The 26,623-nt window shown below is 65.9% G+C and carries 20 protein-coding genes; 12 read left to right on the top strand and 8 right to left on the bottom strand.

Translation table 11 applies throughout. The features are described from left to right. The first annotated feature begins 19 nt into the window (after positions 1 to 19). Both AAFU51_03940 and AAFU51_03935 read left to right on the top strand, forming a co-directional pair. Entirely contained in the window at positions 20 to 469 is a 450-nt protein-coding gene (locus AAFU51_03940) for a DinB family protein (GenBank protein ID MEO1570398.1), read from the top strand. Between the two features lie 532 nt (positions 470 to 1,001). Next, entirely contained in the window at positions 1,002 to 1,859 is an 858-nt protein-coding gene (locus tag AAFU51_03935) for a universal stress protein (GenBank protein ID MEO1570397.1), read from the top strand. Between the two features lie 65 nt (positions 1,860 to 1,924). Here AAFU51_03935 and AAFU51_03930 read toward each other — a convergent pair whose 3' ends face one another. Then, positions 1,925 to 4,402, bottom strand: coding sequence for a DNA internalization-related competence protein ComEC/Rec2 (locus AAFU51_03930; GenBank protein ID MEO1570396.1), 2,478 nt, complete (start codon positions 4,400 to 4,402; stop codon positions 1,925 to 1,927). A gap of 232 nt (positions 4,403 to 4,634) precedes the next feature. Here AAFU51_03930 and nusB point away from each other — a divergent pair, with 232 nt between their 5' ends. Then, the gene (gene nusB, locus AAFU51_03925) at positions 4,635 to 5,099 is read left to right on the top strand and encodes a transcription antitermination factor NusB (GenBank protein ID MEO1570395.1); all 465 of its coding nucleotides are present in this window, start codon (positions 4,635 to 4,637) and stop codon (positions 5,097 to 5,099) included. Between the two features lie 135 nt (positions 5,100 to 5,234). Further along, positions 5,235 to 5,888, top strand: coding sequence for a metallophosphoesterase family protein (locus AAFU51_03920; GenBank protein MEO1570394.1), 654 nt, complete (start codon positions 5,235 to 5,237; stop codon positions 5,886 to 5,888). Between the two features lie 23 nt (positions 5,889 to 5,911). On the opposite strand, the gene murQ is transcribed toward AAFU51_03920, so the two are convergent. Beyond that, a complete protein-coding gene (gene murQ / locus AAFU51_03915) occupies positions 5,912 to 6,838 on the bottom strand; it encodes an N-acetylmuramic acid 6-phosphate etherase (protein ID MEO1570393.1) in 927 nt (308 codons plus the stop codon). A gap of 13 nt (positions 6,839 to 6,851) precedes the next feature. Next, the gene (locus AAFU51_03910; GenBank protein MEO1570392.1) at positions 6,852 to 9,560 is read right to left on the bottom strand and encodes a CHAT domain-containing protein; all 2,709 of its coding nucleotides are present in this window, start codon (positions 9,558 to 9,560) and stop codon (positions 6,852 to 6,854) included. Between the two features lie 275 nt (positions 9,561 to 9,835). Here AAFU51_03910 and AAFU51_03905 point away from each other — a divergent pair, with 275 nt between their 5' ends. Both AAFU51_03905 and AAFU51_03900 read left to right on the top strand, forming a co-directional pair. After that, positions 9,836 to 11,071, top strand: a complete 1,236-nt coding sequence (locus tag AAFU51_03905) for a DNA replication/repair protein RecF (GenBank protein ID MEO1570391.1) — start codon at positions 9,836 to 9,838, stop codon at positions 11,069 to 11,071. Between the two features lie 39 nt (positions 11,072 to 11,110). After that, positions 11,111 to 12,592, top strand: coding sequence for a M48 family metalloprotease (locus tag AAFU51_03900; protein MEO1570390.1), 1,482 nt, complete (start codon positions 11,111 to 11,113; stop codon positions 12,590 to 12,592). On the opposite strand, the gene AAFU51_03895 is transcribed toward AAFU51_03900, so the two are convergent. Both AAFU51_03895 and AAFU51_03890 read right to left on the bottom strand, forming a co-directional pair. After that, positions 12,582 to 13,616, bottom strand: coding sequence for a LacI family DNA-binding transcriptional regulator (locus AAFU51_03895; protein MEO1570389.1), 1,035 nt, complete (start codon positions 13,614 to 13,616; stop codon positions 12,582 to 12,584). The two genes, AAFU51_03900 and AAFU51_03895, sit on opposite strands and share 11 nt — an antisense overlap. Before the next feature lie 90 nt (positions 13,617 to 13,706). Continuing rightward, on the bottom strand, positions 13,707 to 14,672 hold the full coding sequence (locus AAFU51_03890; GenBank protein MEO1570388.1) for an ROK family protein: 966 nt from the start codon (positions 14,670 to 14,672) through the stop codon (positions 13,707 to 13,709). A 350-nt stretch (positions 14,673 to 15,022) separates the two neighbouring features. Between AAFU51_03890 and AAFU51_03885 the strand changes: the two genes are divergently transcribed. Continuing rightward, complete coding sequence (locus AAFU51_03885; GenBank protein ID MEO1570387.1) at positions 15,023 to 15,670, top strand: FMN-binding negative transcriptional regulator; 648 nt, start codon at positions 15,023 to 15,025, stop codon at positions 15,668 to 15,670. On the opposite strand, the gene AAFU51_03880 is transcribed toward AAFU51_03885, so the two are convergent. Continuing rightward, positions 15,667 to 16,980 (bottom strand): amidohydrolase family protein, encoded by a 1,314-nt coding sequence (locus AAFU51_03880; GenBank protein MEO1570386.1) that lies wholly within the window; start codon positions 16,978 to 16,980, stop codon positions 15,667 to 15,669. The genes AAFU51_03885 and AAFU51_03880 overlap by 4 nt on opposite strands. 124 nt (positions 16,981 to 17,104) lie before the next feature. On the opposite strand from AAFU51_03880, the gene AAFU51_03875 reads away from it, so the two are divergent. From AAFU51_03875 to AAFU51_03860, 4 genes are all read left to right on the top strand, one after another. Beyond that, entirely contained in the window at positions 17,105 to 17,953 is an 849-nt protein-coding gene (locus AAFU51_03875; protein ID MEO1570385.1) for a PhzF family phenazine biosynthesis protein, read from the top strand. 58 nt (positions 17,954 to 18,011) lie between these two features. Then, positions 18,012 to 19,250, top strand: coding sequence for a putative sugar nucleotidyl transferase (locus AAFU51_03870; protein ID MEO1570384.1), 1,239 nt, complete (start codon positions 18,012 to 18,014; stop codon positions 19,248 to 19,250). A gap of 113 nt (positions 19,251 to 19,363) precedes the next feature. Beyond that, complete coding sequence (gene mfd, locus AAFU51_03865) at positions 19,364 to 22,753, top strand: transcription-repair coupling factor (GenBank protein MEO1570383.1); 3,390 nt, start codon at positions 19,364 to 19,366, stop codon at positions 22,751 to 22,753. 121 nt (positions 22,754 to 22,874) lie between these two features. After that, the gene (locus AAFU51_03860; protein MEO1570382.1) at positions 22,875 to 24,092 is read left to right on the top strand and encodes a DUF2807 domain-containing protein; all 1,218 of its coding nucleotides are present in this window, start codon (positions 22,875 to 22,877) and stop codon (positions 24,090 to 24,092) included. An 82-nt stretch (positions 24,093 to 24,174) separates the two neighbouring features. Here AAFU51_03860 and AAFU51_03855 read toward each other — a convergent pair whose 3' ends face one another. Next, on the bottom strand, positions 24,175 to 25,155 hold the full coding sequence (locus AAFU51_03855) for a YafY family protein (protein MEO1570381.1): 981 nt from the start codon (positions 25,153 to 25,155) through the stop codon (positions 24,175 to 24,177). Positions 25,156 to 25,305: 150 nt separating this feature from the next. On the opposite strand from AAFU51_03855, the gene AAFU51_03850 reads away from it, so the two are divergent. Next, positions 25,306 to 25,962 (top strand): outer membrane beta-barrel protein, encoded by a 657-nt coding sequence (locus AAFU51_03850; GenBank protein ID MEO1570380.1) that lies wholly within the window; start codon positions 25,306 to 25,308, stop codon positions 25,960 to 25,962. Positions 25,963 to 25,966: 4 nt separating this feature from the next. On the opposite strand, the gene AAFU51_03845 is transcribed toward AAFU51_03850, so the two are convergent. Then, positions 25,967 to 26,623, bottom strand: a complete 657-nt coding sequence (locus AAFU51_03845; GenBank protein ID MEO1570379.1) for a 16S rRNA (guanine(527)-N(7))-methyltransferase RsmG — start codon at positions 26,621 to 26,623, stop codon at positions 25,967 to 25,969.

The raw sequence follows: 26,623 nt of genomic DNA, 5'->3' as shown, positions 1-26,623 counted from the left end.
ACCACCCGACCTCCGACCCATGACGGACCTCGCCCGGCTCTTCACCTACGATTCCGACGCCAACCAACGTCTCCTCGATGCGCTCCGCGAGGCCGAGGTCGGTGACGCACCGCGCCTCGTCTTTGCGCACCTCGTCACGGCGAAGCAGGTCTGGCACGCGCGTCTGAACGCGACGCCCTGGACCGGCCCCATCTGGCCGGACCTCGACTGGGATGCCTGCGCCGCTCTCATCACGGCCAACCGAGCAGCCTTCGCTGTCTACTTCAGCGAGTTCAGCGAAGACTTCGATGGCTTTGTGGTCTACCACAACAGCCGAGGGCAACGCTTCGAAACGTCGCGCCGCGACATCCTGACACACCTGCTGCTCCACAGCAGCTACCACCGCGGCCAACTCGCCCGTGCGCTCCGCGAGGCTGAACTCGATGCACCCAATACGGACTTCATCACGTTCGTCCGGCAAGGGTTTTAGGAACAAACAACTACCGTCCCCAACCAGGATTCTTCTCCACACTGTGGACACGGGTGTGGAGAACAGGGGGCACGGCGTGCCCAACTTTTCCACGATGCGGAGAAGTAAACCCGGGGGTGGATGTCAAGCCTAAAGCACCCACGGACTATCCCGATGCCGTTCACACCTGTGCACTGTGCATAGGAACTAGCCTGCCCACCGCCCGACGTATGTGGACACGTGTGGATACGTGGACAGCATACCCCGATCTCTCGAAATACTATGATATGGCGACCGCTCTGCCTCCTCTCACTTGTGGACGAGTCGGGGACAACGCTGTGGATGAGCGCTTACCTTTCCACGCTGTCGGACGTGCCTTCTGTTATCCACGTATCCACGGCTCTACTACACCTTCTATTCTTTTCTATTCAGGTTTATTTATTTAGGGGCGTGGGAAAGTCCGACCGAGGTCGAATGTACCAGCCTATATCAGTCGGAACGGTGTGGCATCCGTATTCTGTGAGCGAAGCCATCCACCGACCCCCCGCTCACCATGGTTCGCCGCGTCCTCGTCGCCCTCGATCCTGACAACGACACGCCTGTTGCCATCCGGTACGCCGCTGACATCGTGCGGCCGTGTGACGGCATCGTGACCGGCCTCGCACTCGTGGCGAAGGACGCCATTGCCGGCGCGACTGTTGGCAGCGGTATTGGCTCGATGTACTACGCGCAGAAGCGCCGGGACGAACTCTCCGCACAGACGCTCAAACACGCCGAGGAACTGCTGAACGAGTTCGGAGCTACCTGCCAGCAGGATGGAGTCCGGTTCGAGAAGGCACACGTGGCTGTCGGGGTGCCTCATGAGCAGATCACGGAGCACCTCAAGTACCACGACCTCCTCGTGGCAGGCGACGAGTCGCACTTCTACTATGCCGATCCCGAGAAGCGCACGCACGCACTGGCGAAGATCGCCGAGCGAGGTGCCGGTGCCGTGCTGATCGTGGAGAAGGACCACCGTCCCACCGAGCGCGTCATCGTGGCCTTCGATGGTGAGAACACGGCGGCACGGACGCTCCAGAAGTTTGCCCAACTCGCCCCCTTTGGCACCGGGGTGACCGTCGAACTCGTGCACGTCCTCGGCGACGACGCTGACGATGTCAGGTTGGCGGCCCGCTACGACCTCGAACGCGCCGCGGCCTACCTCGACACCTACGGATTTGGCGATGTAGTGGTAACGCTGAAGCTGGGAGGCAACGTGCAGAAGGTTCTGCTCAAATACGCCACCGAGTCGGGCGCCGACCTCATCGTGGCTGGGGCATACTCCCGGTCGGGCATCGGCCGCCTCTTCTTTGGGTCGACGGCTCAAGGGTTGATCGAACAGAGCGACGTGCCGCTGTTCATGTACCACTGAGCGAGCCACAAGGACGACGGTGACTGGGCTGCCGTCCCGCGATTGCACTCGCTCGCAGTCCCCTGTCACCGCCACGCGACCTCGTCAATGGTCATGCCGTCGGAGCGCAGCCACACGGCGCCGAGGTCGGCCGTCTGAGCGACGGTGGCTCCAGCGTGCTCCCACCGCTCGATGACCTCGGCGTGCGGAAGCCGGTAGCGATTGCGTTGCCCCACGCTCACGACGGCGCGGGTGCGTTCTGTCACCGCGTGCTCGACAAACGCGCGAGTCGAGCTCGTCCGCGAACCGTGATGGCCTACTTGCACGACATCGCTCGCCAAGAACGACCCGTAGCGCGCGACGAGGTAGGCTTCGGCCTCCGCCTCACCATCACCGGTGAAGAGCCACGAGGTCTCGCCGTGGACAACGCGTAGCGCGAGCGACGCCTCGTTGGCATCAGAGAAGGACTCCGCGGATGCATGAAGCCACTGCATCCGCACGCCCGGGTCGAGGTCGAGCGTCGTGCCGCCGGCGGGCGTACGGACGGGCACACCGTGCGTTTGAGCTGCGGCGAGCAGGTCGTGCCAGAGGTCAGCGTCGCTGTCGAGGCCATTCGTGTAGATGGTGCCTACGGGCAGCGCGTCGAGGAGCGCCTGAGCCCCGCCGTAGTGGTCGGCATGCGCGTGGGTGATGACGAGCGCGTCGAGGCGGTCGATCCCGTAGCGTTGGAGGTGGGGAAGGATCGTCCAGGTGCCCTGGTCGGCGAAGTCGTCCCGCACGCCAGCGTCGATCAGCACCGTGTGGCCGCGCGGCGTCACCACAAGCGTTGCATCGCCCTGCCCCACATCGAAGAACACCACGTCCATGCGTGGATGGGTGTCGGTGAACACGGGCCGGCCCAGCGCGACGGTAACCAGCATCATGCTGAGTACAGCGGCCCGCCAGCGCCACCGGGGACGCGGCCAGGCAGCAAGAGCAAGAAGTGCCACGGTGCCTGCTGAGACCAGCCAAGGGTCGCGCACAAAGCCTGTGAACGTCCAGCCACCGAGCCAGTCGTTGCCTGCCTCGGCTGTGCCGAGCAGCAGCGCCGTACCCACCTCCGCGGCCCCGCCATATGCAGTCGCGAGTGCGCCTGCCCACCCCGCCGTGGCCACCGTGAGCAACCCAGCAAGCAGGACCGCCGCCGTCAGGTGGATGGCTACGAGGTTGAGCACGAGCCCCGCAAGCGGCACGGCGCCGAAGTGGTAGGCCAACACCGGAGCTGTAGCTAGCGTGGCGGCGATGGTCGCGTTGGTGCTCTGGAGTATCCATCGCCACCGCGACGGCTGCCACCACCGTGCTGGCGTCCAGCGCTCAGCCAGCGGCGTGAGCAACACGAGGCCCGCCACCGCTGAGAACGAGAGCTGGAAGCCTACGTCGAACAGCGCGGCTGGACGCACGACGAGCAGTACGACGGCAGCGAGCCCGAGCGTGTTGAGCGCGTCTGTCTGCCGCTGGAGCACCCCACCCGCGATGAAGAGCGTTGCCATCACGAACGCACGAACAACCGACGTGGGCGCGCCGGTCAAGAGGACGTAGCCGCCCAGCACGATAAGTGTGACGAGCGCGCGGGCGCACTCCATCGTCCGCCACTGCAGTCCGACGCGCAGCAGTAGCGGCTTGAGGAGGTGAAACAGCGCCAGCCCGACGAGCAGCACGTGCAGGCCCGACACGGCAAGGAGGTGCATCAGACCCGTCTGCCGAAACGCGTCCTGCGTCTCCGGGTCGAGCGCGCTACGGTCGGCGAGGAGGAGCGCGTAGAGCAGCGCCTGCGCGTCGGGTGTGTGCACGTGCGCGGCGATGAACGCTCGGACGCGGTGCTGAGCCAAGGCCGTGACGCTCTGGAGCACACTCGCCTCGCTCCTCAGGACGGCGAGCGCCTGGGCATCGTAGAGCGCCAGCGTCGCGTGGACGCCTTGGCGACGGAGGTAGGCGCCGTAGTCGAAGTCAGCGGGGTTGCGCTTCGTGGGGAGCGAGCGAAGCTGGCTCGTGACTTCGAGGTAGTCGCCGGAGGTGAGCGTGGGGTAGACAACGGGCCCGCCCCCGTAGCGCGGTTGGCGGAGCAATACCTGCACCTGCCCTGTGACGAACGTGCCTGAGCCCTCCGTCGCGGCTGAGTCGATGTCGAGCCATAGCCGTGTGCCGGAGCGCGCCTCGACTGGTGCCTCGGCAACGCTGCCCCACAGCGTGACGGCCGCGCGCGACGAGTCGCTCCAGGCGGCGACGTGCGTGACGTCGTGGCTGGGAAGCTGATCCCACGCAGCGTGCCGTGCTGCTCCCGCGGTGAGGATGAGGCCCAATGTTAGCCCAGTAAGCGCGAGGGGTCGCAGCGTCACGAGCCGTCGGCGCGGAACGAGGACAAGCCCCATCGCGGTAGCCCACAGCAGCACAGCAAGGGTGAGCCATCCGTCTGGCGTCGTGTTGGATAAGGCGCCCACGCCGATGCCGCTGCCGAAGAGCAACGCCGCCGTCAGCATCGGACGAGCGGTCCAGCAAAACGATGGAGGGGGGAGCGACGAAGGCATCGGGCGAGCGAGAGAACAAACCGCATTAGCAGCATCGTCCAAGACACCGCGCTCGGCGTTTTCATAACCTGCGTTCTCTTTCGCGACTCCACCCCTCAACGCACGGCCTCGCGGGGCGCCCGCGTATCTTGCGTGAAGCGCGAACGTCGCTGGGACCCTCTACCCCAGACGCCGTACCATCCCGCGCCGACTTCGTTGGCATCACGCCTCTCTCCGCTCTCAGCCCCGACCTATGAGCACCCGCCGCGAAGCCCGCGAGCGTACGCTGCAAGCCCTCTACGCGCGCGAACTCAGCGACGACGCCCCGGAGCATGTCCTCCGCACGGTCGTGGAGCCGCACCTTGACGAGAAGGCACAGCGTTTCGCCGAGAAGCTGTTCCTCCGCACGCTCGACCACGCCGAGGCCGCTGAGCAACTCATCGATCGCTACGTCGAGAACTGGGAGGTCGAGCGCCTTGCCTTGGTGGACCGGCTGCTCCTCCGGCTCGCCATCGGTGAGTTCCTGGGCTTCCCGGACATCCCGCCCAAGGTGTCGATCAACGAGGCGCTCGACATCGCCAAGCGCTACAGCACGCCGCGCAGCGCGCACTTCCTCAACGGCGTCCTCGATGCGGTCCTCAAAGAACTCGTTGAGACGAATCGTCTCAAGAAGTCTGGGCGCGGCCTCGTCGGTATGCCCACGTTCACGTCGTCCTAGCAGGCTCTTGGATTTTTTGACGATGCGGCGTGATCTGTTTCGCGGGCGGACCGCGCTACAAGGAGGCGAGCCCTACCTCTGCGTGCTAGGTCGACCCTACGGCCTGCCCATTCCCACCACGTCCCTTCCCCAACGATGACCCACCTCGCCATCGGCGATGTGCATGGGTGCCTGCGTACCCTCGACGCGCTTCTCGACCGGCTCGCGCCGCCGTCGGACGTGCCGCTCGTGTTCGTCGGCGACTACATCGACCGAGGCCCGAACTCGCGGGGCGTGATCGATCGGCTGCTGCGCCTCGAACAGGAGCACCCCTGCGTCTTCCTGCGCGGCAACCACGACCAGATGATGCTGGACTTCGTGGCCGACGCCGACCTCGAACTGTGGCGCATCAACGGCGGCCTCTCGACGCTCGCCAACTACATGGAGCGCGACCGCCTTCGCATCCCCGACGCGCACGTCGACTTTATGCAGCGAACGGCGCTCTACCACGAGACCAACGCCTTCGTCTTTGTCCACGCGGGCCTTCGCCCCGACCTGAGCATTGCCGACAACCTCCGCTTTGGCACGGCGGAGACGTTCCTCTGGGAGCGCAGTCACCTCAACGCCGACCTGAGCGGCTGGAACAAGACCGTCGTCTGCGGTCACACACCGGTGTCGACGCCAATCAATCAGCCCAAGCTCATCGACATCGACACGGGCTGTGTCTACCACCATCGCCCTGGCTACGGCATCCTGACGGCCGTACAACTACCGGAGCGGGTGTTTGTGCAGGTGCCTTTTCAGGAATAGCGACCGAGCTTTTCGATCCAATGTCACCCGGTGATTGCGCCGCGCACGAAGCCGTCCGCGTCGGTGAGACGGCGGCGTGCCTCGTCCACCTCGACCTCGGCGAGGAGCATGACGAGCGCCGTCTTCACGTGGCCGCCTGCAGCGTCGAGCGTCGCCTTCGCGGTGTCGTAGTCCGCGCCCGTGGCGAGCATCACGATTCGCTTCGAGCGCTCGACAAGCTTGAGGTTCGACATCTGAAGGTCTACCATCATGTTTTCGTAAACCTTGCCTAGCTTCACCATCGAGATGGTGGTGAGCGCGTTGAGGACGAGCTTGGTGGCCGTTCCGCTCTTCATCCGCGTCGAGCCCATGATGGGTTCGGGGCCGACGGCCGGGCAGATCGCCACGTCGGTGATGTCGTGCAGGTCGAAGCGCTCGCGCGGGTTGCACGTCACAAAGAGCGTCGTCGCGCCGATCTCGTGCGCGCGCCGTACCGCCCCGACCACGAACGGCGTGCGGCGGCTCGCCGCGATGCCGCACACGACATCGTCGGCCGTCACGTTGGCCTCGTCGATGGCGGTGGCTCCGTCCTCCTCGTGATCTTCTGCGCCTTCCTGCGAGCGGAAGACGGCGGGCGTGCCCCCAGCGATGAGGCCTTGCACCATCTCCGGCGGGGTACCGTAGGTCGGCGGGCACTCCGAGGCGTCGAGGATGCCGAGGCGCCCGCTTGTCCCAGCGCCGACGTAGAGAAGTCGTCCTCCCTTCTTGAACGCGGCTACGATACGGTCGACCGCCTCGGCGATGTAGGGGAGTTCAGGCTTCACCGCGGCCACGGCGATGCGGTCCTCGTTGTGCAGCATCCGCACGGCGTCGAGCGTGGAGGCCTCGTCGATGTGCATCGTGCGAGGATTACGCTGCTCGGTGGCCAGGCGCTGGAGCTGCTCGAAGAGATCGTTGGGGATAGTAGACATGGCGGAGAAGTCGTCAGAGAACCGCGTAGCGGCGCGCATAGTGCAGAGTGCCTGCAAGGAGCGTAGCGCCAAAGAGCAGCCACACCCAGGGGAAGCGCGGAGGTATGTCGAGTGGGGTGACGTCGCCCTGGATCGTCAGGCCTCCCCAGTAGGCGGGATGGGCAAGAGCCCCGTCGTACCGGTCGAGGTAGTCGAGTTGGGCACGCTGCAGCGCACGGTCTTTCGAGAGCCCGTCGGCGAGGTAGCCGTAGAACGCCGCCACGAGTTCGGCCATGGCGGCGTCGTTGACGGGCCACGCGGTCGCAAGCACGCTGCGCGCCCCAGCGGCCTGGAAGGCATATTGCAAGCCGATCACGCCCTCGCTGAGGTGCGCCTTGCCCTCGGCGGTGCTGCATGCGCTCAGCAGCACTAGGTCGGCGGCCAGAGACGCCTGCTGGATCTCGGAGAGGTAGAGGCGGCTTGAGGGCCCAGGCTCAGCCTCGTCGGACGCTAGGACGACGTAGCTGCTCATCGGGGCGTCGGAGTCGACCAGGGCATGGGAGGCGAGGTGCAGCACACGCGCTCGGGTCGCATCTTTGAAGAACGCGCTCTTGGTGGCAGCACGGTCGAGAAGAAGCAGGCCGCCTAGGTGCCGATGCGCCGTTCGCAGCTCAGACTCCACCAGCGGCAGCGAGACAAATGAAGCAGATGGGTCGCCTCCCGAGCGTAAGGCCAACGAGCGCGATTCTGACGGATAGTCGAAGGTGGTTCTTCCCAGTGCGAGCAGATCTAGGTTCGGGTCTATCTCCCGGTAGTCCGCCGCGAAGAAAGACGACGCCGAGAGCGCCGTGGCAAGAGCATGGCGGCGGACGAGATAGGGCGGCGGGATGCCGGGAGAAGCCGCTGCCGTTGTTAGGAGGGCGAAGGGAAAACCGGCGAGAACACCCTCGGGAATGACCACGAGTGCGTCGGTATCATCCAGCACCGATTCAAACGGACCAAGCAGTGCGCGGTAGAGTTCGTGAAACGGCGCGGGGTCGTAGGCCCCCGGCGCCACGTACGCTGCAGCGGCAAGGTTCGAGACCGTAGGGGATGAAAGAGGCGAGACAGCCAGCGTGTCAGCGGTCAAGACGAAAACGGCGCCTTCTTCCTCATCAAGGAAAAACGTGACGAGCGCGCGTCGCTGCGGCCGTAGCATCGTCTGCATCGCTTCGACTGAGCGACGCGCTACCGGTGGCTCTGCTGAGGCTGATACCAACGCCGACACGGAATCGATGGCAAGCTGCGCGCGCTGAACGTCTAAAGTGAGTCCGCTCCGCCCGGCTACGCTGAGGTCGGCGTGGTCAAGAGCACGTCTCGCCTCTTCTTGGACCGTGACAAGGCTGTCGAGCGTGGCACGACGGCGTGGGGTCAGCACAGCACGTCGCTGGGCTGCGTCGCGGAGGTCGCGGAAGTAGCGGGCGCGGCTATCGTCTAGGGTGGCGAAGGCCTCGGCATAGCGACCTTGCCGAAGGTAGAAACGAACCAGGGCACGGAAGGGGCGCTGCCCTCCCACCCAGGCCGCTGGTGCGACGTCCATGAGCCCGTAGCGCGCCCGCCCGTCGAGTGCGTACTGCATGGCACGTTGGTAGTACGCCTCTGCGTCGGCGTACCGCTCTGAAGCCAGGGGGCCAGAAAGCGTGTTAGCTTCTGCCTCCGCCACCGTCCCAAGCGTGAAGTGAGCGGTCTCCAGGTCACGCAAGTCGCCCGACGCCTCGGCGGCGACGCGTGCCCGCTCCGCCGCAGTACGGGCTCCGGCGTGATCGCCCTGACCTGATCGTGTCAGACTACGCTCCTTGTGGTAGAAAATCGAGTACACAGGATAGTCGTCCAGTGGAATATCCAACGCGTCGATCCGATCCAGGTACCGCTCAGCCACCTCTGGTAGGTCTAGGTGACGATACACGGTACTCAGTTCTGTGAGAGCCGCTAAGATCTGCTGACGGGCTCCAGCGTCAGCTTCGAATACGGATACGGCGTCCTTAAGCAGTTCGAGTGCAGCGCGCAGTAGGTCGGTGCGCTGCGGCGATAGCAGGGTAGCTTGCCTCACGTAGAGCTGGCCCCTCCGAAAGTGTAGGACGGCACGGAGAGACGCATGGGACGCATCGAGCGCCGTCGCGACGGAGTCTGCAGCGTCGAGGTAGGCCTCAGCCTCGGACAGTCGGTTGAGAGACCCGAACCACTCTGCCGTTTCGGCAAGCTGCCAGACAGCAAAGCGCGGCGGGAGCTCGTCGGCGAGGCTCGCGGCCTCTGTATAGGCAACGAGCGCTTCAGCATACGCGTTCAACTCGCTCAGAGCGTAGGCATAGCGGACGAGTTGATTTGCGTGTCGCTGTGGAGTGGACAGGTCCGCCAAGTGCTCAAAGTAGTATTCCAGGACCTGGATTAACGAGCTGTACTGTTCGAGCACGGCCAGAGCCGCGGCCTCGTACTCGCTGACCCGCGCATGCTGCTCAGTGGGCCTCTCGCCCAGACACTCGTAGGCAGAGTGAGCTGCGGGCAGGACCTGTTCGAAACCCTGACCAGAGCTCGAACTGCGACGGTAGGCATCCCTGACCTCCTGCACCTCGGTAGTGCACGTGTCCTCAGCAGGCTCCACGGCTGACTGATGGGCGCCCATGGACCAAGCCGTCGGCGCGCCGAGCGTCCAGAAAAGGACGAGATACGAGAACCTGACGGGGGGCGTGCCGATTGAGTACGACATGAGGACGTACCTAGGAGAAAGGGTTCAGACAGTTTATGAGGGTGTGCACTTACCGTTAGCTTCGAGCGGGCGCTGCCTGTCAGGCCAACTTAATCACCTCAACCTCCTCGCACCATGGATATCATCGGTTGGCTCATCGAACTCCTCCTCGGAAAAGACAATCCCCAGCCTGAAGATGTCGACTAGAGAACGACGCACTGTAAGGTCGTTGCTGTGGGCGAGCCGAAGGTCGAAGAGCGACCTTCGGCTCGTTTCCGTTTGATCTACGTTTGCCCATGCACCTCCGTCGTCTCCGCCTCGTCTCGTTCCGTGCCCACGCGGAGAGCACGCTCGCGTTTGCGCCGAAGGTGAACCTGCTCACGGGTCCCAACGGCGCGGGCAAGACCAACGTGCTGGAGGCCGTCCACTACCTGTGCCTCTCCAAGAGCTTCCTCACAAGCAGCGATGCCTACGTGCTCCAGCGCGACCGTCCCTTCTTCGAGGCTGAGGGCGACTTTGAGAGCGAGCGACGGCCTTCGCTGCAGGTGCGGCTCGTCTATGTCCCCGACGAAGGCAAGAAGCTCTTCGTCAACCGCGCGCCGCTGGATCGCCTCTCCGACATCGTCGGGCAACTGCCGGTGGTGGTGATCGCGCCGGACGACTACGACCTCACGGCGGGCGGTCCCGAGGAGCGCCGCCGCTTCCTCGACAACACGCTCAGCCAGTCGAAGCCGGTCTACCTGGATGACCTGCTGAAGTACCGCCGTGCGCTCAAGCAGCGCAACGCGCTCCTGCTCCACCTCAAGCGCAACCGAGGCGCCAGCGACGCTGGGCTCGACGCCTGGACCGAAGAGCTCGTCACGCTGGGCGCGCGGATCGTGGTGCGGCGGGCCCACTTCCTCGACCGGTTCGCCGGGTTCCTCGCCGAGGCCTACGAGCAGCTTGGAGAGGTGGGCGAGGAGCCGACGTTCGACTACCAGACGTTCGCGCCGCTCCCCGACGCGCCTGCCGATGACCTCGACATGGAGGCCGTCGCCGACCTGTTTCGCCGTCACCTCGGCCGGCGTGCCCGCCAGGAGCGCGAGCGCGGCCGCACGCTCCTCGGCCCCCACCGTGACGAGATCGTGTTCAAGCTCAACGGCTTCGAGGTGCGCCCGTACGCCTCGCAGGGCCAGCATCGCACGTTCGGCCTCGCGCTCAAGCTCGCCAAGTTCTTCTACCTCAAGGACCGCCTCGACGAGACGCCGCTGCTCCTCCTCGACGATGTCTTTGGCACGCTCGACGTGAAGCGGGCGCGCGTGGTGCTGGCCCTGCTGCGCTCCGAGGCTGTCGGCCAGAGCCTGCTCACCGCTGCCCGCGCCGACGCCTTCACCGACCTCATCGACTTCGACGGTGCCACGCACCGGCACCTGCGCGTGGAGGCGGGTCGCGTGCTCACGCTCGGCGTGGACAACGCGGCGCCTTCGCCGGTCCGGTCCACGGAGGCCCCGTTGCCAGACGGTTCCGTGGAACCGACCCCGGCTTCGTCCTGATATTCAACCCTGCGACTGTTCTCGTCTACCTCTCCCGCCATGTCTGCCCTGTCTGCTCTACTGCTCCGCCGAGCGGCGTTCGTGCTCCTACTGCCGATCGTCCTGCTCGGCTGCGCGACCTCGACCAACTTCATCACGGGCGAGAGCCAGCCCGCCGCCTACTCCTGGGCCGAGGAGGTCCAGATAGGCCGGGAGGCCGACGCCTCGATCATCGCGCAGTATGGGGTCTACGACAATCCCGAACTGAGCGCCTACGTGACGCGCATCGGCGAGGAGGTGCTGCGGCAGAGTGCGCTCCGGCAGGCTCCCGCGCCGCCCGAGGTCCAGAACACGCCGTTCACCTTCCGCGTCCTCGACAGCCCCGTTGTGAACGCCTTCGCGCTGCCCGGCGGGTTCGTCTATGTGACGCGTGGCTTGCTTGCCCACCTCGACAACGAGGCGCAATTGGCGATGGTGCTCGGCCACGAGGTCGGGCACGTCGCCGGGCGGCACGCATCGAAGCGTGCGGCCGTCCAGCAGCGCAACGTCATTGGGCTGATCGGAGCTGCCGCCGCCGCCGAGGTGTTTCTGGGCCGAGGCGCCCAGGTGCTCGACGTCGGCGGCACGGGCGTGCAACTGCTCCAACTGAGCTACGGGCGCGACGACGAGCGCGAGTCGGACCAGGCGGGCGTTGCCTACGCCGAGCGCGCGGGCTGGGACGCGGCCGAAGGAGCCTACTTCTTCACCTCGCTCAAGCGCCTCCAGGAGCAGGCCGGTGCCTCGATCCCCAACTTCCTATCGACGCACCCCGACCCGGGGGAGCGTGAGGTGACGATCCGGCAGCTCGCCGCGCAGTACCCGACCGGCACGGAGATCGGCCAGGCCGAGTTCTTCCGCATGATCGACGGGATCGTCGTGGGCGAGGACCCGCGCCAAGGCTACACCGAGGGTGGCAGCTTCTACCATCCACAGCTGCGCTTCCAGTTTGCCTATCCAGCGGGCTGGCAGGTGGCCAACAGTGCCGCCGCCGTGCAGATCGGCGAGCCGAACGGCAACGCGGCCATGATCTTCACCTTTGCCGAGGGCAGCTCCGCGCAGGAGGCTGGCCGCGCGTTCGCCGGGCAGCAGGGCTTCACCGCGAGCGACCAGAGCGCCGTGCGCCTCAACGGGCTCACGGCCTACCGCGTCACCGGCACCGCCGCCGTCGAGGGCGGCAACCTCGGTGTGGTGAGCTACCACATCGACTATGACGGCAACGTCTACCACTTCTACGGACTCGCTAATTCCAACACCTTCAGCACCTACTCCTCGGCGATGGATGGCGCCCTTCGCAGTTTTGCGCGCCTGACCGACAGCCGCTACCTCAACCGCGACCCAATTCGCCTGACGATCACGAACGCAGGCCGCACGGCGCCCTTCTCCACACTCGCCTCCCGAGCGAACCTGCCCGGCGGAATGAACATGCTCAGCCTGGCGATCATCAACCAGGTGAATGTCAACGAGACGATCCAGGCTGGCACGCCGATCAAGCTCACGCGCTAGCCGCCGCGTCCCGGCCTACGGTCGAGGCGCGAACGCAGAGGGTCGCGGGCATCAGTTCGTGCACCACTTCGGTCTGCGGCGACCCGAGCAACTCGACCACCATCGCGGCCGCCCGGCGGCCTTTGTCGTAGATCGGCTGCTCGACCGTCGTGAGCGGTGGCACCGCATACCGTGAGCTGGGCAGGCCATCGAATCCGACGACGGCGATGTCATCGGGTACCCGGACGCCGAGTTCATAGAGGGCGAGCAGCGCGCCTGTGGCGTGGGCGTCGCTCGCGCAGAAGACCGCGTTGGGCAGTCCGCCGGCGACGTGCCACTCCAGGATGGCTCGATAGCCCCCCTCCTGCGTGTAGGGCTGTTCGGCGGTGAACGCCTTGGGTGGGGTGAGCCCCCCCTCACTGAGTGCGCGCTCGTACCCCTTCCGGCGGCGATCCGTCTCCTGGAGGTCGGCGGGGCCGTGGACGATGCCGACCGTCTGGTGGCCGAGGTCCACAAGGTGCTTCACGCCGAGATAGGCTCCGGCCTCGTTGTCCACGTCCACGCTGTGGATGCCGTCATACGCCGGGTCGTGGCCGATCATCACGCACGGCTTGCCCGAGGCGTTGATGGACTCGACCATCAGATCGGCCACGTCGCGGGTGATCATGACAAACGCGTCGAAGCGGTTAGACTCGACCGTGCGCTCCACGACCTCGTCGCGTGAGGTGAGACTGACGGTGGCCAGTGTGATGCTGTATCCCAGTTCGGAGGCGGCCTCCGAGACCCCGAGCAGGACCAGGGGCCAGAAGCCCGTGGCGAGGATGTCGTCCGCTTGCCGAGGGACGAGCACACAGATCTCCAGGCGGCGGTCCGTGACCAGGCTCCGGGCGGCCGAGTTGGGGCGGTAGTTGTACTTCTCGATGACCTCCAGCACGCGCTCGCGCGCCTCCTTGCTCACGTTGGGCTTGTTGTTGAGCACACGCGACACGACCGAGCGCGACACGAACGCGAGCCGGGCGACATCGTTGATCGTCAGGCGTTTCATCGGGGGAAGTAGAAGGACGATGGTGGCGGGAGGGCAAAGTAAACGCGCTGGCCAGGCCCAGCGAGGTCCAACGGCGAGGCCGAAGAATCCTTAGGCCGCCGCAGCGAGCGCGAGGCGTTCGGCCACGGCCACGGCGCCGAGGAGCGGCGCATCCTTGCCGAGCCGTGCCTGCTCGATGCGCGGGGGGAACGGGAGCATCGCCTGCAGGTGCGTTTGGACGCGGTCGACCACCGCGGGCTCGTGCTCTGCGATGCTGCCTCCGAGTACGAGGACCTCGGGATTGAGCACGCAGCAGATCGCCGCCGCGGCGAGGGCGACGCCGGCCGCCGCCTCATGCACGAGGTGCCTCGCCCCTGCGTTGCCGTCGCGGGCGGCGTCGAACACCTCGGCCGCCGTGATCGCCTGAGCGTTGCCATTCAGGTGGGATTCGCCCTGGTGCGCCCAGGCTCGCGCCACGCCTGCTCCGCTGGCCACGTGCTCCAACGACCGATTCGGATCGTCGAGCGCGTGAAGGTCTGTGGCTAAAAAGCCGAGTTCTCCTGCGGCGTTGCTGGCCCCATGGTACACGCGGCCGTCCAGGACAATCCCGCACGCAAGCCCGGTGCTCACGGTGAGGTAGACGAGCGAGTGCACACGCTGGAGCTCGCTGAAGTGGTACTCGGCGATGGCCCCGGCGTTGACGTCGTTCTCAATGGCTACGGGAAGGCCTGTGCGTTCGGCAAGCATCGCGCGCAGAGGTACGTCGGTCCAGCCTAGGTTGACGGCGGTCGATACCACGCCCGAGGCCGGGTCGAGGATGCCGGGGCTCACGCAGCCTAGGCCGACCAGGCTGTGCGTCGGCACGCCGAGTTGTTGGGCCCCATCCTCTGCCATGTGGGCGATCAGATCGACCACGGCCCCACTGGTCGCGGGTGTCTGGGCTTCCGAGCGGGCAAGCAGGGTCGTCGGGGCATCCGTGGGGACGAGCGCGCAGCGCAGGTTCGTGCCGCCGATGTCCACAACCACGAAGAACGTCCGCTCCCCAACCGATGACGTACTAGCGGGAGTTCGAGACATAGAGGCCGGGCACACGGAGACGAGGGGCCGGGGCGATCGACGACAAACGGGAGACGCCTTGCACAAGGGAGCGTCCTAACACAAACGTACCGCACACCGAAGCGCGTCACGCACTCGAAAATACCACGCGGCGGTTGGAATCGGTTCCAAACTCTATGGCCGCCGCGTCGCCTGCGAGCAGGGTTTCGCCAGCGTGGTTGTCCACCCTCGCGCTTGTCCCAGATAGACGAACGCTCTCGGACGAGACGCGCACCCAGCGCTACCTTTCGCACGGTTCAGCGGCGGCCTAATCTGTTCCTGTCTTCCACTTGGAGCTTGGACCGACGCACTTCTCACTTGTAGGCTCTACCATGCTTGAAAATCGCTTCGATGCGGCCCATTCCAACGCCGAGTGGAAGGCGTTCCTGGCCGGGGAATCCTTCGGGCAGCTCGTGGTCAGCACCGACGCCTTCCCCTTCGTCGTGCCCACGCACTACGTCTACGACCCCGGGCGCCTAGAGGGCTCGCTCGGCGTCGTCGAGTTTCACCTCCATCGAGGCAACCCGGTCTTCGAGGCGCTCGCGCAGGACGACCGCGCCGCGTTCGCCGTCCTCGCCGCCGACGCCTACATCCCGACCGACTGGAACCGCGACGAGGGCGCGGACCCGGCTTGGTCGGCCCCGACGAGCTACTTCGCCGCCGTGCAGGCCCTCGGCCGCGCCACCGTCATCGACGATGAGCCGGGAAAAGCCGCCGTGCTCAACCGGCAGTTCGTGCGGCTCCAGCCTGAGGGCGGCCACCACGCTGTCGAGCCCGGCTCGAACCCGTTCGGGAAGATGCTCAAAGGCATCCGCGCCGTGCGGCTCACCGTGGACGACGTGCGTGTCAAGATCAAGGTGGGTGGCAACCGGACGCGCGCCGTGCAGGAACGCGTCGCGGCGCACCTCGCCGAGCGCGCTGAGGGCGGCGACCTCGCTGCCCGTGCCCACCTCCTTCGCCGCAGTGGCCTGGGCGGCTAGAGCCGGACCGTTGGCTGCCCGTCGTGCTTGTACACCACGCCGCCTTTCATCACGAAGTCCATGCGGGTTTCGAGCACGGTGATGTCGGCGAGCGGGTCGCGCGGGACGGCCACGACGTCGGCGAAGAAGCCGGGCTGGAGCGCACCGAGGTTGGCTTCCTGGTCGAGCAGGTCGGCCGCGGCGACGGTGGCGCTGCGGATCGCTTCCATCGGCGGCATGCCGGCCTCGACCATGTAGGCGAACTCGCGTGCGTTGCGGCCGTGGCGGAAGACGCCGGCGTCGGTGCCGAAGGCGATGGGCACACCCCGCTCGTAGGCATTGGCGAACGTCGATTGGATCATCGGACCGATGCGCTGCGCCTTCTCGGCGACCATCGGGACGTAGTAGCCCGCGATGCTCGCCGAGTCGGCGACGCTGCGTCCGGCGGTGATCGTCGGGACGTAGTAGGTGCCGCGCTCGATCATCAGGTCCATCGTGGCGGTGCTCATCATCGTCCCGTGCTCGATGGAGCCGACGCCCGCCTCGACGGCGCGGCGCATGCCCTCGTCGCCGTGCGCATGAGCGGTGACCTTGATCCCGGCATCGCGCGCGGTCTCAACGATGGCCTCGATCTCCTCGGTGCGGAACTGCGGGCCGGAGCCGTCGCGGGCGAGCGAGAGCACCCCGCCGGTGGCCGTGATCTTGATGAGGTCGGCCCCGCGCTTGATGGCGAGCCGCGTCGCCTGGATCGCACTGTCGACGCCGCCCACGATGCCCTGCGACTCGTCCGGGATGCCGAGGAGGTCTTCGCGTCCGCCGTTGGTTGGGTCGGCGTGCCCGCCCATGATGGCGAGCGACTGCCCCGCGACGAACATGCGTGGCCCTACGACCACGCCTCGGTTGATCGTGTTGCGTAGCGCGATCGTGACGCCCTCGCGCCCGCCGACGTTGCGGACCGTCGTGAAGCCCGAGAGTAGCGTCGTCCGCGCGTACTCGGTTGCCCGGAGGGCTTGCTCCGCCGGTGGCACGGTGTAGCGGTCGATGTAGCCGTTCTTCCGGCTCTCGCCGCCGAGGTGCGTGTGCATGTCCATCAGCCCCGGCATGCAAAACGCACCGCGCAGGTCGACCACGGTATCGCCCTCGCCCTCCTCCACGAAGCCTCTGGTCACGGCTGCGATGCGGTTGCCCTCGATGGTGAGCGTGTGCGGCCCGAGCGCCTCCATCGAGGTCGCGGGGTCGAGGACGGTGCCGCAGTGGAGGAGCGTGCGTTGCGCCTGGGCGGGCACGGCGAGCAGAGCAACGAGGACGGTAGAGAACAGGGTGAAGCGCATGAGAGCAAGGGACCGCTTGGAAATGGTTGCACGAAGCTACGCGTAGCACCCGCAAAGCGGCACCGAAGCGCTGGACGCGGGTTTCGGAGTCGTTCTGCGCTCCTTCCCTCGCCGTGGCTACCCTATGCTCTTCATCGTCGATGCCTTCACCGATGCGCCCTTCGGCGGCAACCCCGCGGCCGTGTGCCTCCTTGACGCGCCCGTTGAAACCGAGTGGATGCAGCGGGTGGCGATGGAGATGAACCTCTCGGAGACCGCGTTCGTGCTGCCCGAGGGCGTCGAGGCCGAGCCCGGCGTGCGGCGGCTGCGCTGGTTCACGCCGGCCGCCGAAGTCGACCTCTGCGGGCATGCTACGCTCGCAACGGCGCACATCCTGTTCGAGACAGGCCGCGTCGCTGACACGGTGCGCTTCGTGACGCGCAGCGGAGGTCTCGCCGTGACGTGCACGGACGATGGCGGCTACGCGATGGACTTCCCCGCCACCACGGCTACGCCCGCCTCAATGCCCGCCGGGCTCCTCGGTCGCCTTGGCCTCGCCCCGGACGCCGTGCGCTTCGTCGGACGCAACGCCTACGATGTGCTCGTGGAGGTCGCCGACGCGGACACCGTGCGCGGCCTCGATCCCGACTTCCAAGGCCTTGCCACCGTCCCTAACATCGAGCGTGGCGTGATGGTCACGGCAGAAGCTGACCCGGACGAGCCCTATGACTTCATCTCGCGCTTCTTTGCCCCGGCCGTGCGTGTTGCGGAGGATCCCGTGACCGGCTCGGCCCATTGCACCCTCGCACCGTACTGGGCTGGGCGGCTTGGACGCGCCGCGCTCGTCGGTTATCAAGCGTCCGAACGCGGTGGTACCGTGACCGTCGAGCACCGTCCCAATGCGCAGAGCGGCGACCGCGTGCTGCTGGGCGGGCGCGCTGTGACCATGCTGGAGGGAACGCTACAGATCCCAGTCGTAGCTCGCAGGTCTTAGCTCGCGGGTCGTGCGATCTTGTCTACGTTCACACGTCCGCACATCCACACCTCTCGCCGTGCACCTCTGCCTGTTTGAAGACGAGGCTGTCCGCCACCTCGAACCGCTCGTCCTTACGCGTGCCGCGGGCGACCTCCGCCTCGGCGTTCGTACGCTCTTCGAGGCGCAACGGGCAGCCTTCCCGCACGATGGCCTCGTCCTGCACACCCGTCGCCTCATCGCGGATGTCACGGCCCAGGAGCATCCCGAGGCCACGGTCAACGCACTGCCCGACGATCATGCTGGCATGCTGCTCGTCAATGCACGCTACCGGCCCGAGCCCGGCGCGCTGCTCGACCGGCTGAAGGCAGCGGCGCAGCCCCGCGAGACGGCACGCGCCTTCGTGCAGGGCGATACGCTCGTCGCGGCATGGCTGCCCTACCCGGATGCTACGCTGCTCGACACCGACGCTATCGGCTTGGCCGCGGTCGAGGGCATCCCTACGGAAGACGTCTCGGACGCCTCGATGATTACCCACCTCTGGGACCTGCTCGACGACGTTGGCGGTCGTATTGCTGCCGACGTTGAAGCGCTTGGCCACCGCGGCCACGACGGCGCGACGATCCACGACGGCGCGCTGCTCGTCAACCCGGAGCAGATCTACCTCGCCCCCGGCGCGACGGTCAAGCCCGGTGCCATCGTCACGGCGGAACACGGGCCCGTCTACATCGACGCAGGAGCCACGATTTTCGAGGGCGCGGTCGCCAAAGGGCCGGTCTTTTTCGGCGAGCAGGCGCAGCTGAAGATGCTTAGTCGGATCAGCGGCAGCGCTGTCGGGCCGTGGTCTAAGGTCGGCGGCGAGGTCAGCGCGAGCGTGGTCCACTCGTACACCAACAAGGGGCACGACGGCTACCTCGGCAATGCCTATATCGGGCGCTGGTGCAACCTCGGCGCGGACACCAACACGAGCAACCTCCGCAACGACTACGGCGAGGTGACGCTCTTCGACGCGGTCGCCGACACGTTTCTGCCGAGCGGGACGCAGTTTCTCGGCCTCGTCATGGGCGACCACTCGAAGGCAGGCATCAACACGATGTTCAACACGGGTACCGTCGTCGGCGTGTCGTGCAATCTCTACGGCGGTGGCTTCGCGCCGCGCCGCATTCCAAGTTTCTCGTGGGGAGGCTGGCAAGACGGCGGGCTGGCCCGCTATCGCCTTGATAAGGCGCTCCGGGTGGCCGAAGCGGTGATGCAGCGCCGCAGTGTCCCGCTCACGGACGCCGACCGTGCCCTGCTCACGGCGATCGCCGAAGCCTAGGGACGGCCGTCTGGAGGTGGCAGGGTCGGATTGTGGAGAACCGACCCGCCACGAACCCGCCCTCCGCTCCTCGGTTAAACGACGGCTGTTGATCCCGCACACCCTGCCGTCTCATGCCCTCGACGCTCGTCACCGTCCAGGCCCGCCTCGCCAACACCGACTTCTTCGCAGAGGTCCGCGCCCGCGCCGTCACGCTCACCGACAGCGCACTACGGCTGCGCGGGACAGTCGGCTCGCTCCCCGCGTTCGTCCTTGCAGACCTCGCCGCGCACACCGAACGCCTCGTCGTGGCGATTCTCGCTGAGCGTGAGGCGGCGAGCTACCTCCGCAGCGACCTCGAACAACTCGTCGCAGATTCTGCCGACCTGCTCTACCTCCCTCCCACCGGGCAGCATCCGTACGATGCCGGGCAGGTCGCGGACCCGACGCCCATCGCGCAGCGGGCCGACGTGCTCCAGCAACTCCGCGAGGGCTTCGCGGGCATCCTTGTCACGAGCGTCGACGCGCTGAGCGATCTCGTACCGCCGCCGGACACGGTCGCCGACGAGACACTAACGATCCGGCCCGGCGACGAGATCGACCCGCAAGACCTGATGGCGCGGCTTGTCGAGCAGGGCTTCGAGGCCGTCGAGTTCGTCGGCACCCAGGGCGAGGTCGCGATCCGCGGCGGCATCCTCGATGTGTTTCCGTTCGCAGGCGACTACCCCGTCCGCATCGAGTTCTTCGGCGATGAGATCGACGGGCTGCGCGAGTTCGACCCGGCGACGCAGCGCTCCCTCGCCACGCTCCCCGTCGCGCGCCTTGTCCCCAACCTCGACGCTGCCACGACCGGCTCGTTCACGCCGCTCTTTACGCACCTTCCTGACGACACACTCCTCGCGCTCTTCGACAGCCAGCGCCTTGCCGAGCACGCGCAGAGCCGCTATGCCGAGGCGGAGGAGGCCTACGAGGAACGTCTCCGTGATGCAAACACGGACGCCGAGGTGGCCGCCGCCGCGAAGCTCGCCCCGCCCGAGGCGCGCTACCTCACCGGCGATGCCCTGACGGGGGTCCTCAGCCAGCACGGTCGCCTCCTCTTCGGCACATTCTCCGACGACGCGCCGACCGCGCTCGACCTCACCGCCGCGCCGCAGCCCGCGTTCAACAGCGACATGAGTCGGCTGCGGCGGGCACTCGCCGACAACCGACGGCGCGATCTCGACACGGTCATCCTTTGCGACAGCGCCTCCCAGCGAGGTCGGCTGACGGAACTGCTCACCGACGACGACCGCCCGCCCGACGCCACGCTCGTTGTCGAGTCGATCCACGAAGGCTTCGAGGTCTCAGCGGCGGGGCTTGCTGTCTACACCGACCACCAGCTCTTCAATCGCTACCACCGCCCAACGGCGCGGCGGCGCGCGAAGTCGACCGGCGGCCTGAGCCTGCGTGAACTCAAGACGCTTACGCCCGGCGACTTCGTCGTGCACGTCGACTACGGCATCGGGCAGTTCGCGGGGCTTCACAAAATCAAAGTCCGCGAGAAGCAGCAGGAAGCGGTCAAGCTCACCTTCCGCGATGGGGACGCGCTGTTCGTCAACGTGAGTGCCTTGCATAAGCTACACAAATACAGCGGAAAAGAGGGTCATCAACCGCGCCTGACGAAGCTCGGCACGGGCGCGTGGGAGCGACTTAAGGCGCGCACCAAGAAGCGCGTCAAGGACATCGCGCGTGACCTCATCCAGCTCTACGCCAAGCGCAAGCAGTCGACGGGCTTCGGTTTCCAGGCCGATACAATCTGGCAGCAGGAGTTGGAGGCATCGTTCCCCTACGAGGACACCCCGGACCAGGCCGCCTCGGCGCAGGCCGTCAAGGACGACATGGAGCTGCCAATCCCAATGGACCGCCTCGTTTGTGGCGACGTCGGCTTCGGCAAAACTGAGATCGCGGTGCGCGCCGCGTTCAAGGCGGTGCAAGACGGCAAGCAGGTCGCGGTCATCGTCCCGACCACGATTCTCGCCGCGCAGCACGTCGAGACGTTCGCCGAGCGAATGAAGCGCTTCCCCGTGCAGCTCGCTCAGCTTTCTCGGTTTGTCTCCGCCGCTGAGCAGAAAGAGGTTGCCTCGCTCCTAAAAGCGGGTGAGATCGACATCGTTATTGGCACGGTACGACTTTTATCTAAAGACATACAATTCAGAGACCTGGGTCTCTTAGTCGTCGACGAGGAGCAAAAGTTTGGGGTATCGGCTAAGGAGAAGCTCCGAAAACTTCGGCCTGATGTTGACACCCTAACGCTAACAGCCACACCTATTCCGCGAACGCTCCAGTTCTCGCTCATGGGTGCGCGCGACCTCTCGATCATCTCGACGCCGCCGCCCAACCGCCAGCCCATCGTCACGGAGATCCACGCCTACGATCAAGACCTCGTCCGCGACGCGATCCTTTACGAGGTCAACCGCGGCGGCCAGGTGTTCTTCGTCCACAACCGCGTGAAGAACATCGAGGAGGTCGCGGGGACGATCCGGGCGCTCGTCCCGAACATTCGTATTCAGGTCGCCCATGGTCAGATGAAGCCGACCGTCCTCGAAGGCGTCATGCATGACTTCATGGACCGCAAGTTCGACGTGCTCGTCTGCACCAACATCGTGGAGAGCGGGCTCGACGTGTCGAACGCGAACACGATCATCATCAACCACGCCGAGCGCTTTGGGCTGTCGGACCTCCACCAGTTGCGTGGGCGCGTCGGGCGTCGTGGCGAGAAAGCGTTCTGCTACCTCCTCGTCCCGAGCGTGCACACGCTCACGCGCGAGGCCCGGCAGCGGCTGCGCGCTGTCGAGGAGTTCTCCGACCTCGGGAGTGGCTTCAACATTGCCATGCGCGACCTCGACATTCGCGGGGCGGGTGCGCTCCTCGGAGCCGAGCAGAGCGGCTTCATCGAGGACGTCGGCTATGAGACGTACCACCAGATTCTCGACGAGGCCGTGCAGGAATTGCGCCGCGACGAGTTCCGCCAGGTGTTCGACGAGGAGGCTGCGCCGCCGCCGCTCGTCCGTGAGCCCAGCGTCGACATCGGCGAGGACGCGTTCATTCCGGAGGCGTTCGTCTCGAACCATTTCGAGCGGCTCAACCTCTATCGTCGACTCAGCGAAGCGTCGGAGCCAGTGCAGGTGGACGACCTTGCCCGAGAGTTGAGAGACCGCTTCGGTTCGGTCCCGAAGGAGGTGACGCACCTGCTCGCGTCGACCAAGCTCGGCCTGATAGTCACGCCGCTCCGGCTCCTGCGCGTGCAGCTCAAGAACAACCGGCTGTGGCTTGACATGCCCACGCAGGAGGAAGACCTCTACTTCTACGAGGTCGTCTTCAACCCCTTCCTCGAACGGCTCGCGGCGCAGAAGCGGCGGTATGTGTTACGTGACACTAAGAAGGGTCGCCTCCGCGCGATCATCCAGGACGTGAAGGACGTGGCGACGGCCGAGCGCTTGTTGCTGCAGTTGCTGCCGGTCAAGGAGATAGCCGAGGCTGCGTAGGTCGTTAGCGGCCGCCGTTCTGACGTCGAGACATTCGTTGACAGGGTAACCTGTATCCTTCCGGGGTGCCGCCTCGTCTGGCCCAGTGCAACTCGTTTCTTCGCGCTCATCTCTCTGTCTCATGTCCCGTCTTCTTACCGTGGCTGCGCTCGCGTTCGTGCTCGCTAGCGTCTGCTCGGCGCAAGATGCCCGCATCGCCCGCACCTTCGATCTCCCCGCCTTCAACGCGCTTTCGGTCGGACATGGCGTCACCTTCGAGCTTGAGCCTGGGAGTACCCAGCGCGTATCGGTCGAGGCGAGAACATCCGACTTCGACCTCATCGAGGCGGTTGTGGAGGGCTCTGTGCTTGTCGTGCGTCCGTTGGATTGGCGCAATTCCCCGGGCGGGGTCGTGGTCCGAGTGACGGCACCTATGTGGTCGCGGATCGACGGTGGCGGCGGTGCTCGGGTGACCGCGCACTTTGATCAAACAGAACCGCTGGCACTCGACCTCGGTGGCGGCGCCGTCATCACGGCTTCGGGGTCGCTTAACGAACTGACGGTTGAGGCTGGGGGCGGAGCGCGTATCGATGCCGAGGCGCTGATGGCAAGCGAGGTGCGCCTCAACGCGGCGGGTGGCGGGCGCATCCGGCTCCCGAGTTCGCTCTACTTCCAGCCCGACGCCTCCTCAGGTGACACGCGCGTCTACACGACTGCCGCGAATGACGTGGAGTTGCCTGATCCTTACATCGCTCGCGAGCGGACGATTCGCACGGTCGGCAGCGGCGAAGCGGCGATGCAGAGGCGGACCGTGGAGGCGTTCGACGAGGTATTCATCGGCGAGCGTCTGTCGGCCACCATCGTGGTCGGGCCTCAGCGCAGCGTGTCAGTCATGGCCGATGACAACCTCGTGGAGTACGTGGAAACCCAGGTACGAGATGGACGCCTCTATGTCTTTGCCCGCGAGCCGCTGCGAACGAGATCGGGCCTCAGCGCGACGATCACGGTGCCGTCACTCACGCGCCTCGAAACAGGCCCGGACGCCCAGGTTGCCGTGACCGACATTGCCGCCGGCACGTTCGTCCTCCGCGAAGGGCCGCGAGCCATCGTGACGCTGGACGGCACTGCCACGCGCCTCGACGCTGATCTCGACATCGACGCACAGTTGGAGGCGCGTGACCTCCTGGCCGAATCCGTCGTGATCGACGGACAGAGCCAGATCAAGGCGGCCGTCTCGCCGTCGGAATCAGTTCGTGCACGGCTGTATTTCAACACCGACGTGTGCTACACGGGCAACCCAAGCGCCGTCCGGAAGTCGGGGCCTGGGGGCGACTACGCTAAGCTTCGGCGCTGCGACTGATGTCCCCGAACCACAGACCTCGCGATGTTTCACGTGAAACATCGGCACCGAAGATCGGCGCTGGAGCCTCGTTTTGAGGGGTTCAGGCGTACTGCTTCGCCAGCGAAAGCGCCTTCTCGCGGACCCGGTCCTTGAGCACCTGAGGTTCGAGCACGTCAGCGTCGGCGCCCCACCGGAGGAGCCAGCGGGCTACGTAGTCGGGGTTCTCGAAGTAGAACGTCACCTCCGTGCCCCCGTCGCGCTGGACCTCCTCCTCGATGTCGGCGGGCACGCCGCGCCGGGCCCAGCGGTAGGCACGCTCAGCAAACCAGACGCGCATGCGGAGGTTGTTCGGGCTCGTCCCCCGCTCGCGGAGGTGGTCCATCAGGTCGAAGCTGCGCGGCCGCTCGAATGTGCGCATCCGCACCTTCATCGCCCGGATGCGGTCGAGGCGGAAGTTGCGGATGTCGTCGCGCAGTTGGTCGTAGGCGATGAGATTCCAATGGTCGGCGTAGTAGACCAGCCCGAGTGGGTTGACGTTGCGCTCAGTCACCTCGTCACGGCTCAAGACGTAGTAGTCCATCTTGACGACGCGCTGTCGGGCGACGGCTTCCGAGAGCGCGTACCATTTGCCCTCCTCTTCGTCATTGGCACCGGTCGGATTCATGTCCTGCAGGTACGGCGTCAAGACGGTGCTTTCCTGCAACCGATCGATGTAGGAGCGTACCTGTTCGGGCAGTACCGAGCGGATCTTGAGCGCCACGGCATCGGAGTCCGACTTGAGCGAGGCGTCCGGTTGCAGCTTGGCGAACTCCAAGCCCACCAGCAGCGTGGCGGCCTCGCGTGCGGAGAACATCAGCGGAGGGAGCTGATAGCCTTCCAGGATCTCGTAGCCGCCGCCCTCAGCATAGGTGAGCGGGACCCCCGACTCGCCCAGCGTACGGAGGTCGCGGAAAATCGTCCGACGGCTCACGCCAAAGTGCTCCGCGAGATCGCGGCTGGTCATGTTGGGCCGGTTCTGCAGCAGCAGCACCAACGCAAACAGGCGCTCAGTCTTGTTGAGGGAGCGATCGGACTTGGACATGGCGGTGGGGTGGACAGCGGAGACCGAAAGCTACGCGCCGACGCGAAAACGTGGCGGACCACAGGCGCGGGGGCGATCCCGAATGGGACCCGAAACCCCAGTAGGTCCTGGTACCTTGGAGGCGTTCGCTCCTACGCCTCCGCTACTCCGATGCTCCCCATTTTGCCCGTTCTACGAAGCATTGCGCTGGTCTTGCTGCTCGCGTCTTTAGGCTCCCTCGCCCACGCTCAAACCGCGTTGCGCGGGCACCTCGGTGTAAGCGGATTCACCGTCGTCGGAGGCGAGTCGCCGGGGGACCGTTCCTCGTTTGTGTTTCCGACAGCAGGGCTGGTGCTACAGCGCCGCCTGCCCGTGGCAAGGCAGGTTGCTGTCGAGGTCGGGCTCTTCTACATGGGGAAGGGTGCCACGTCAGAGGGGCAAATCAGCATCGACGGGGGCCCGCTCGTGGATGCTGTGACCGAGCTCAGGCTTGCCTACCTAGACGTACCGATCCTGGCGCGTGCCGACGTCAAGTTGAGGCCGGGTGTGACAGTGGGATTTCTCGGCGGGCTGGCCTTCGAGTTTTTGCTGGACGAAGGCATTGAGGTCATCGCGGACGGCGATCGCCGAACGGGCATCATCACCACAGACAATTTCAACGGGACCTCAATCGCAGGCCAGATCGGCGCGGCCCTCGGCATTGAGCGCTACGAGGTTTCCGTCCGCTACCACCGCAGCTTGAGCGACGTCACGAGCGACGATGCAGACGCTGTGTTTACCGACCTTCGGCATAGCGGCGTAATCGTCTCGCTCAGCTATCGACTCTGAGGCCTCACGTCCACGCAGGGTCCGTCACATGCAGACGGACTTTTTCGTCGAAGTAAGCCGGGCCCAGCAGCGGCTTCAGCGGCGTCTCTTCGATGCAAAGCATCGGGCGTCGCTTCGCCAGAACGGCAATCTCGTCACGGAGATCGCCGCCTTTGAGGCAGAGCAAGCCTGGCATCCAGTCGTTCTCGCCGAATGGCACGTCGAGTACGATGCGGCTTCGCTCGTACCACCGCCAGAGCGCGTCGAGGGGTGCGGTGGCGCGTGAGACGGCATAGTGTGCACGCCAGCGCCATTTCTCTGCGCGGGTGTGGTGGACGTGCACGTTCGTGAGCCGGAGTTGGCTTGCCATGTCCTCGATGGCGCGGAGCTTCTTGAGCGTACTGTCCACGAGGTGAAACGTCACGGCCGGAAAGCGAATGGCGAGAGGCACGCCTGGCAGCCCCCCTCCTGTCCCGAAGTCGGCAACGGCGCAGTCGTCGGGAAAGCTATGCTCGGCGAGCGCGAGGCTGTGCAGGATATGCCGCTCAAAGACGACCGCCGAGTCTGTGGTTCGCGAGATCAGGTTGACCCGCGCGTTCCAGTCGAGGAGTAGGCGCTCGTATTCAGCAAGTTGGTCTCGCTGCTCAGTCGTGCAGGCGTCGAGCGGATTCCAAGAGCTCAT

The sequence above is a fragment of the Bacteroidota bacterium genome (genome assembly GCA_039821555.1).
Taxonomy (GTDB): Bacteria; Bacteroidota; Rhodothermia; order Rhodothermales; family Rubricoccaceae; genus JBCBEX01.
Note: the sequence above shows the minus strand (reverse complement) of the source record. Positions and strands in the feature narration are given on the sequence as shown.

What these genes read in the sequence shown, in the direction of transcription:
- AAFU51_03940 (MEO1570398.1), top strand. Translation starts at nt 20, where the DNA reads ATGACGGACCTCGCCCGGCTCTTCACCTACGATTCCGACGCCAACCAA.
- AAFU51_03935 (MEO1570397.1), top strand. Translation starts at nt 1,002, where the DNA reads ATGGTTCGCCGCGTCCTCGTCGCCCTCGATCCTGACAACGACACGCCT.
- AAFU51_03930 (MEO1570396.1), bottom strand. Translation starts at nt 4,402, where the DNA reads ATGCCTTCGTCGCTCCCCCCTCCATCGTTTTGCTGGACCGCTCGTCCG.
- nusB (MEO1570395.1), top strand. Translation starts at nt 4,635, where the DNA reads ATGAGCACCCGCCGCGAAGCCCGCGAGCGTACGCTGCAAGCCCTCTAC.
- AAFU51_03920 (MEO1570394.1), top strand. Translation starts at nt 5,235, where the DNA reads ATGACCCACCTCGCCATCGGCGATGTGCATGGGTGCCTGCGTACCCTC.
- murQ (MEO1570393.1), bottom strand. Translation starts at nt 6,838, where the DNA reads ATGTCTACTATCCCCAACGATCTCTTCGAGCAGCTCCAGCGCCTGGCC.
- AAFU51_03910 (MEO1570392.1), bottom strand. Translation starts at nt 9,560, where the DNA reads ATGTCGTACTCAATCGGCACGCCCCCCGTCAGGTTCTCGTATCTCGTC.
- AAFU51_03905 (MEO1570391.1), top strand. Translation starts at nt 9,836, where the DNA reads ATGCACCTCCGTCGTCTCCGCCTCGTCTCGTTCCGTGCCCACGCGGAG.
- AAFU51_03900 (MEO1570390.1), top strand. Translation starts at nt 11,111, where the DNA reads ATGTCTGCCCTGTCTGCTCTACTGCTCCGCCGAGCGGCGTTCGTGCTC.
- AAFU51_03895 (MEO1570389.1), bottom strand. Translation starts at nt 13,616, where the DNA reads ATGAAACGCCTGACGATCAACGATGTCGCCCGGCTCGCGTTCGTGTCG.
- AAFU51_03890 (MEO1570388.1), bottom strand. Translation starts at nt 14,672, where the DNA reads ATGTCTCGAACTCCCGCTAGTACGTCATCGGTTGGGGAGCGGACGTTC.
- AAFU51_03885 (MEO1570387.1), top strand. Translation starts at nt 15,023, where the DNA reads ATGCTTGAAAATCGCTTCGATGCGGCCCATTCCAACGCCGAGTGGAAG.
- AAFU51_03880 (MEO1570386.1), bottom strand. Translation starts at nt 16,980, where the DNA reads ATGCGCTTCACCCTGTTCTCTACCGTCCTCGTTGCTCTGCTCGCCGTG.
- AAFU51_03875 (MEO1570385.1), top strand. Translation starts at nt 17,105, where the DNA reads ATGCTCTTCATCGTCGATGCCTTCACCGATGCGCCCTTCGGCGGCAAC.
- mfd (MEO1570383.1), top strand. Translation starts at nt 19,364, where the DNA reads ATGCCCTCGACGCTCGTCACCGTCCAGGCCCGCCTCGCCAACACCGAC.
- AAFU51_03860 (MEO1570382.1), top strand. Translation starts at nt 22,875, where the DNA reads ATGTCCCGTCTTCTTACCGTGGCTGCGCTCGCGTTCGTGCTCGCTAGC.
- AAFU51_03855 (MEO1570381.1), bottom strand. Translation starts at nt 25,155, where the DNA reads ATGTCCAAGTCCGATCGCTCCCTCAACAAGACTGAGCGCCTGTTTGCG.
- AAFU51_03850 (MEO1570380.1), top strand. Translation starts at nt 25,306, where the DNA reads ATGCTCCCCATTTTGCCCGTTCTACGAAGCATTGCGCTGGTCTTGCTG.
- AAFU51_03845 (MEO1570379.1), bottom strand. Translation starts at nt 26,623, where the DNA reads ATGAGCTCTTGGAATCCGCTCGACGCCTGCACGACTGAGCAGCGAGAC.